The organism is Niallia yueguangensis (genome assembly GCF_052663115.1).
In genome coordinates, this window is sequence record NZ_JBQTCX010000036.1 from 23,651 (window position 1) to 31,652 (window position 8,002).

6 protein-coding genes are annotated in these 8,002 nt (G+C 36.3%); all 6 read left to right on the forward strand.

The features are described 5' to 3' along the window. Nucleotides 1-150: 150 nt before the first annotated feature. The 6 genes from ACTYA4_RS21170 to ACTYA4_RS21195 all read left to right on the forward strand — a co-directional run bounded on the left by ACTYA4_RS21170 (nucleotide 151) and on the right by ACTYA4_RS21195 (nucleotide 7,867). On the forward strand, nucleotides 151-927 hold the full coding sequence (locus ACTYA4_RS21170) for an amino acid ABC transporter substrate-binding protein (protein WP_443481315.1): 777 nt from the start codon (nucleotides 151-153) through the stop codon (nucleotides 925-927). 299 nt (nucleotides 928-1,226) lie between these two features. Then, on the forward strand, nucleotides 1,227-1,886 hold the full coding sequence (locus ACTYA4_RS21175) for an amino acid ABC transporter permease (RefSeq protein ID WP_443481314.1): 660 nt from the start codon (nucleotides 1,227-1,229) through the stop codon (nucleotides 1,884-1,886). Nucleotides 1,887-1,902: 16 nt separating this feature from the next. Beyond that, nucleotides 1,903-2,643 (forward strand): amino acid ABC transporter ATP-binding protein, encoded by a 741-nt coding sequence (locus tag ACTYA4_RS21180; RefSeq protein ID WP_443481313.1) that lies wholly within the window; start codon nucleotides 1,903-1,905, stop codon nucleotides 2,641-2,643. 260 nt (nucleotides 2,644-2,903) lie between these two features. After that, on the forward strand, nucleotides 2,904-4,682 hold the full coding sequence (locus ACTYA4_RS21185; RefSeq protein ID WP_443481312.1) for a cache domain-containing sensor histidine kinase: 1,779 nt from the start codon (nucleotides 2,904-2,906) through the stop codon (nucleotides 4,680-4,682). Further along, on the forward strand, nucleotides 4,679-6,265 hold the full coding sequence (locus ACTYA4_RS21190; RefSeq protein ID WP_443481311.1) for a response regulator transcription factor: 1,587 nt from the start codon (nucleotides 4,679-4,681) through the stop codon (nucleotides 6,263-6,265). The genes ACTYA4_RS21185 and ACTYA4_RS21190 overlap by 4 nt, the downstream gene beginning before the upstream one ends. Nucleotides 6,266-6,514: 249 nt before the next feature. Further along, a complete protein-coding gene (locus ACTYA4_RS21195; RefSeq protein ID WP_443481310.1) occupies nucleotides 6,515-7,867 on the forward strand; it encodes an ABC transporter substrate-binding protein in 1,353 nt (450 codons plus the stop codon). Nucleotides 7,868-8,002 lie beyond the last annotated feature (135 nt).

The window sequence follows — 8,002 nt, forward strand, 5'->3', positions numbered from 1 at the left end:
TAAAGTGTTTGTAGGAATTTGTATGTTTTTATTCTAGTTTGTATGTTTAAAGGCAATCTATTTATATTCTTAAGACGATGAGTAGGTACGTGAATGCAATATTTTTTATACTAACAAAATTTAATACAACTAAAGGTGGTTTACTTTCAGATGAAACGTTTGGCAATGATTGTTCTATGCATCACAGCATTATTTGCAATTCTTACTGGATGCTCGAAATCTACAAGTGATAAAAAAGACAATACATTAGTAATTGGTATCGACGATAAATTCGCCCCAATGGGATTTAGAGATGAAAATAATAAAATTGTTGGCTTCGACATAGACTATGCGAAAGCGGCAGCTGAAAAAATGGGCGTAAAAGTAAAGTTTCAGCCTATCGATTGGAAAACGAAAGAATCAGAACTAAGCAGTGGTCGAATTGACCTTATTTGGAATGGCTATACGATTACAGATGATCGCAAAAAGAAAGTTTTGTTCACGAAACCATATTTGAAAAATGCGCAAGTTGTTGTAACACTAGCAGATTCTAAACTTGCTAAACTAGATGATTTAAAAGGAAAAGTAGTTGGTCTACAATCTCTGTCTTCTGCAGCAGATGCTTTGGACGCAAATCCAATTAAATCGAAAATCAAAGAAGTTACGGAGTTTTCGGATAATGTAATGGCATTAAATGATCTAAAATCCGGCCGTTTGGATGCAGTAGTAATTGATGAGGTTGTTATTAATTATTATATGACGAAAGAAAAAGGTAGTTTTAAAGTTCTCAATGAATCACTTGCTCCAGAAGAATATGGAGTTGGCGTGAAAAAAGGGAATGAAGAGCTGCTAGAGAAACTGCAAAAAGCACTTGATGAGATGAACACGGACGGCTCTGCTGCTAAAATCTCGGAAAAATGGTTTGGACAAGAAAAAGTTTTAAAATAATGGTTGTTTTCTAAAAGTTTGTTGTTTTTGAATAAAATTAATAAACATGGTTGAAGTACTGAGCAGCCTGAATACACGAAGACTCCTGCGGGAAAAGCGAGAAAGACGAGACCCCACAGGAGCATAGCGACGAGGAGGCTCGGCACTCGCCCGCGGAAAGCGAAGTGTATTCAGGCTGCGGGTTAAATAACAACAATACTATACGAAAAGAGCCAAAATAATAAAACGATTGAATAAATATAGGGCAAAACAGGGTTCCTAGAGGAGTCCTGTTTTGCTTGTTGGGAGGGATTTTTTCCATGTCTTTAGAATACTTAATCTCAATACTAAAGCCCATGTTGGAAGGGGCACAGGCAACGATTCTTTTATTTCTAATAGCTATTGTCGTGTCGATTCCTTTAGGATTCGTGTTGACACTTGCTGTAAGAAGCAGCATTAAGCCTTTATCCTGGCTTGCGAATGCATATATTTACGTGATGCGCGGCACACCTCTGTTGCTGCAACTATTATTTATCTGCTTTGGACTGCCAATGATTCCTGTAATTGGTGAATATATGGTATTAGATCGTTTTGTCGCTGCTTCTTTAGGATTTATTTTAAATTATGCCGCTTATTTTGCGGAAATTTTTCGTGGCGGTCTTTTGGCAATCGATAAAGGACAATATGAAGCTTCTCAAGTGCTCGGTTTAAATAAATGGCAGACGACAACGCGTGTTGTCATGCCGCAAATGTTTCGAATAGCACTTCCTGCTGTCGCAAACGAATCAGTGACGTTGGTGAAGGATACCGCATTGCTTTATGCTGTTGCTGTTCCAGAAATATTGCATTTTGCACAGACAGCAGTAAACCGTGACTTTACAATCGCACCATTTTTTGTTGCTGGGATCATTTATCTAATCATGACGCTTTTATTAACGATACTGTTTAAATGGGTTGAACGAAGATTTAAATTTGAATAAAAAGGGTGTGATGAATATGGCTATTATGGAAATATCCAATCTTAAAAAATCATACGGCAACTTGGATGTATTAAAGCAAATAACGTTTGATGTAAATAAAAACGATGTAGTGGCAGTAATTGGTCCTTCCGGCTCCGGAAAAAGCACGATGCTCCGCAGTCTTGTTCACTTAGAACAAATACAAGGAGGAAGCATCCGGGTTTGCGGAGACGATCTAGTGAAAGAGGGAGTATACTCCAAACCACAGGAAATTAAACAGATTACCTCAAAAATGGGGATGGTCTTTCAGCATTTTAATCTTTTTCCACATCTTACAGTCAAACAAAATTTAGAGCTTGCACCTAAAATGGCGAAGAAAGAATCATCCGCTCAAATTCAGGCTAGAAGCAAAGAGCTGTTGGAGAAGGTTGGGCTGACGGAAAGAGCAAACGCATACCCAGCAAATCTTTCCGGCGGACAAAAGCAGCGAGTAGCAATTGCTCGTGCTCTTATGATGAATCCAGAAATTATGCTGTTTGATGAACCGACATCTGCTTTAGATCCAGAATTGACCGGGGAAGTACTAAAGGTGATGAAAGACTTAGCTGAAGAGCATATGACCATGATTGTCGTAACACATGAGATGGGATTTGCCAGAGAAGTGGCGAACAAGGTTATCTTCATGGACAAAGGAGAAATTGTTGAATCTGGTCATCCAGCTGATTTGTTCACCAATCCTCAGTTTGAACGGACAAAAGCTTTTTTAAGGCAAAATTGATTCGAAATGATAAGAGTCTAAATGGTTCAGATTAGAATGTCAGCTTGATCTGAACCATTTAGACAGGATGTTTAAGCAGAAATTCCTTATTTCCACTTGTGACATAAAGTTAATCTTCTCCATGCCATTTAAAGAAAAAAGAATATAATAGATGTTAGCATTTCTTTTTTATGTTACATTGAAAGCAATAGGGTTTGTTTAGGCATGAATTCTTTTATATTCGAATAAAATGTAAGGGTTTTCTTTATGGAGGGGGATATATGTTTTTTTCATTGCGCAATCGAATATTTATTATTTTTACCTTATTATTAACGATCCCTTTTCTTATCCTATCTATCATGATTCCAACAAGATTTACTAATATTATGGAGGAACAGACAAAAAATAACACGATAGAAAAGATGGATCAGTATTCTTTGTATATTGATTCTATTACTGCACAAGTAGAGGATTTAGGGAAACAAGTGCTTGTCAACCAAGCAACTCGAGATTGGATCAATGCAGACAGTGATGTATCTAATACTGAACAAGTATTGTTAAAGAATCAATTGAAAATGCAATTATCCTCTATGATGGTTAATAATTCCAACTCTGTTTCTATTTCTGTTTTTCTGAATGATGGAACAGGAACTTGGGGAAATAATCGTCAACTTAACAAGGCAGAGTGGTTTCAAAATTTTAAGGAAAAGGATCAAAAATGGATAAAAGCACATATGGATCCCTACCAGCTGTCGCAAGAAATGAAAGAAAGCCATGTAATCAGCTACCTTCTTCCTTTATTTAATATTTCCACATTAGAAGCGGTTGGGGTTATTAAAGTAAACTTTCCTTCTAAAGGAGTGGAAAATGCATTAACGAAAATTAAAGTGGGAGAAAGAGGACGTGTCTATATAGTAGATCAAAATGGAAGCAATGTTTTGCCGGGGAAAATCAAAACACCGCCAAAAGTTCTTTCACATAGTTTAGAAAAAATGTCAGCGTATCCTAAAGGGAAAGGGTTAATCGAAACATCATATGAAGGAGAAGACTATCTTGTTTTTTATCAGAAATTAAGTGTAGGAAATTGGGTCCTTATCAGTGAAGTGACAAAATCAGAGCTGTTTGCAAAAATAGTTCACCTGCAGCGGAATTTATTCATCATATGTGCATTGATTTTTATTGCGACCATCCTAGCTTCCTATCTGCAGGCTTCTACAATTGTTAAGCCGCTTGAAATGCTCCGGGAAGCAATGGGATATATAGAACATGGCGATTTTATTGGGGCCAAGCGATTTTTGAAAACGATTAAACCATATAAGCATGAAGTGGGCTACGCCATCAATATTTTTGGTCACACTGTTGATAGGTTAAACCATTTGATTGAGACAGAGTATGAAGCAAACTTGCGAAGGAAAAATGCAGAATATAAAGCATTATTATTGCAGATCAATCCGCATTTTATGAATAATACCCTTGAGATAATGGGAGGATTGGCAGCTCAGGGGAAAAATAAAGAAGTTGTAAATGTAAGCGTTTACTTAGGGCGGATGATGAGATATTCCCTTGATACAAGCAATGATATCGTAACACTTAAGGAGGAAATTGGGTATATCCGCAATTTCACTGAAATATTAAAACTAAGATACGAAGATACGATTGAGATAAAAATAGAAGAAGATCCCTCGGCAAATGATCTGCCAATAATAAAATTTATTATTCAGCCACTTGTGGAAAATGCTGTTAAATATAGTTTTCAAGGAAATAAGGCACCTGAAATCTTGATAAAGTCTGAACGGATAAAAGATACGCTTTTTCTTCAAGTACAAGATAACGGAGTTGGGATAGCAAATGACGTATATAAAGATCTTATGTTTACAGAACAAAATAATGAAACACGTAATATATTAAATAGCAGTGGCAATAGCATTGGTTTAAAAAATGTCCTTGGGAGATTAAAAATTTATTATGGAGATCATTTTACGTATGATATACAAACTGAACATAATGAAGGAACTGCAATCATATTATGCATTCATTTACCTGGGGGGATGCAATCGTGAAAAAGGTGCTCATCATTGATGATGAAGTCCAAATTCGAAAAGGATTACGGATGAAAGTAAACTGGGTTGATCTTGGATTAGAAATTTTAGGTGAAGCTTCAAATGGCTTGGAGGCATTATCTTTGTTGGAAAGGCAGTCTGTCGATATTGTTGTTACAGACGTAAAAATGCCGGTTATGGATGGTATTGAGTTTGTTAAACATTGTCATCAAAACTATCCAACAGTGAAAATAATCGTTTTATCTGGATATAACGAGTTCGAATATGCTAGATCAGCAATGCGAGAAGGAGTAAAACATTATTTATTAAAACCAGTTGCCCCAAACGAATTAGCAGATGCTTTGGAAAAAGTACGAACCGAATTAGATGAAGAGTTTACTCAGAGAAAAGAAGCGGAAAAAATCATCAAAAAAGCAGCTGTACAAAAGGAAGCAGAACAAGAACAGTTTCTGCTGCAGCTTGTAAAAGAAGACTGGATAGAACGATCTCTTCCCTTTGAAACGATTAAACAATTAAATCTAGAACATTTTCAGTTAGATAAGGGGTTATTTCAATTTATCTCGGTGGAAATAAGGGACTCCAATAAAAATCCCCATAAAGCGAAAGAGCTTTGGATGCCTTTTCGCATGCTTTGCCGAGAAATTGCCAAAGAGCACAAGCAAACGTATTCCTTTTATGATCCACAATACAGGAATATGATTCATTTTGTTCATTTAATGAAGGAAGACAGCGAAAATAGCCAAAAAAGTATAGTGAGGAAAATTACTCATTATGTAAACACCTATATGAAACTTGAAGTAGTTATCGGGGTTGGGAAAGCAGTTTCCCACTATAAAAATATGAAAAATGGATATAGATCCAGCTTGCTTTCTTGGAGTCAAAGCGACATAGGACTGCATTCCCAAATCATAGATGAAACCGTTCATAAAGAAATGTTTAAGTTTACTCCAGATTTAGAAAAAAAGATTATCAATAGCATGGAAAGCAATAAAAGGAAAGTTTTTGAAGAACAGGTTTCCACCATTTTGGGTAAAAGTCAAACCCATTCTATTTTGTCTTACTTTTATGTCTCTAATCGATTGTTGTTTTTATTGAGTTCTTATGTGGACAAATATGGGTTTGAAAAAAAACTAATCAAACAATTTATATGGAATTGTCAGCAAAGTATATGGGAGCTTAATTCGCAAAATAGAGTAAAAGATACGTTGATACAATTAGGAAATGCTATGATGGACCAAATTCATAAAACGCGGGTAAGTGTTGGTGTTGCCATTGTAGATGATGTTCGATTTTATTTAGAGGAACATTACGGTGAAGAGATTAGTCTTACCATGCTTTCTGAACAGTTTCATATTAATAGTGCCTATTTATCGGAATTGTTCAAAATGCATATTGGGGAAAACTTTAGTGATTATTTACTTCATTTACGAATGACAAAAGCGATTGATTTGTTGCAAGATGATCAACTAAAAATAATTGATGTTGCGCAATTAGTTGGTTTCTCTAATTCTGGTTATTTCAGCACAGTATTTAAAAAGTACTTTGGTCAAACGCCAGCAGATTTTCGTAAATCAGCAATATAAAGATTAAAGTGCAAGGTTGTTTTCGAATAGAATGTTGCTTTTAAACTCGCAGCCTGAATACACTTCGTCCGTTTAGCGAGCGTCGAGCCTCCTCGTCGCATACGCTCCTGTGGGGTCTCGTCTTTCTCGCATTCCCACAGGAGTCTACGTGTATTCATTCTGCTGAGTACTTCTTCTCTCATTTTTTTACGTAAAAAATAACAAACTTTGAGAAAACAGCCAAGTGCAGAAGGGAGATGGGGATAGAAGATGAGAAAAATGTTATTCTTAATGATCTTATTCCTAATCTTTATTCTTTTAATTGGAGTATATGCATTAACTTTTGCTGCTCCTTTTTTCAATCAAAAGCAAATAGGAGACGACAGAAAAGAGCATACCAAAAAAATAGAGTTAACATTTTGGAGAAATTATGGAACAAAAGCGGAAAATAATGCTTTTAAGGAACTAGTGTCCTCTTTTGAGTCTACTCACCCAACTATTCGCATCAAGTTGGTGTCGATACCATTTGGAGATTATGAAATGAGATTGCGAACAGAGCTGGTTGCAGGTAATGCGCCGCCGGATATTATGTCAATAGACAGCCCGAATTTAGCACTATATGCAGACTCCGGACTGCTATTGCCGTTGGATCCATACATGAAAACAGAAGGAGATATGAAGGATATACCAAGGTCTACACTAAATGGGGTTACGTATAATGATAAGATTTATTTAGCGCCTATTGTAGAATCTGGCATTGCCTTATTTTATAATAAAAAAATATTTAGGGAGGCAGGAATACCTTTTCCATCAGAAGATCCATATAAGCCATTAACATGGCTGCAAGTTTTAGAATTAGCGAAAAGACTAACAAACCCTTCAAAACAAGTGTACGGTATAGATCCTGCTCAGGGCTTTAGTGATGGGGAAGGGCCGGCCTATTTTAAAATGCCTTTATTATGGCAATTCGGCGGGGATGTTTTAAATAAAGAAGGAACTACAGCTGCTGGATTTTTAAATTCTGATGAATCAATAGAAGCACTGCAATTTTATCAAGACCTTTATCATAAATATCATGTTGCTTCCATTGAGCTGCCTGAAAATCCATTTGTAACAGGGCATTTGGCCATGACTGTTTTAGGTTCTTGGACTTTAAGGGATTATGAAATAAATCATCCAGAATTTCAATTAGGAGAGGATTTTGGCATTGCTCCATTGCCAAAAGCAATCCATCAAGTTGTCCCTAATGGAGGCTGGGCAGTTGGGATTTCCGCAAAGTCGAACCATCCAAAAGAAGCGTGGGAATTTGTTCAATATATTTCGAGCTATGAAGGCATAAAAAAATATGTACGAGAAACAGGAGATATACCAGCCAGATATTCAGTTGCAGAAGAGCTGACAGAACTACAAACATATCCGAAAAATATATTTGTAGCACAAGCACAATTCTTTTCGAAAAATCGTCCAATTACACCTGCATATCCAGTTGTCAGCGATGAAATAAGAAAGCTATTCGAAGAGGTTGGAATTAGTAATCAGAATGTAAAAAAGGCAGCAGATCAAGCGGTTGAGAGAATAAATAGGCGACTGAAAGAAAAGGAACACGAAGCGGTAAATAGGTGAATGTTTTTTGTTGAAAGAAAATGCAAAACTTAAAGTCAGAAACATCATGCGATCCTGTAAAAGTAGTGAGTCATCATTATTTTTACAAGATGGTAGATGGCTTCTGGCTTTTTCTTTTGGCTACCCTGAAAAGGA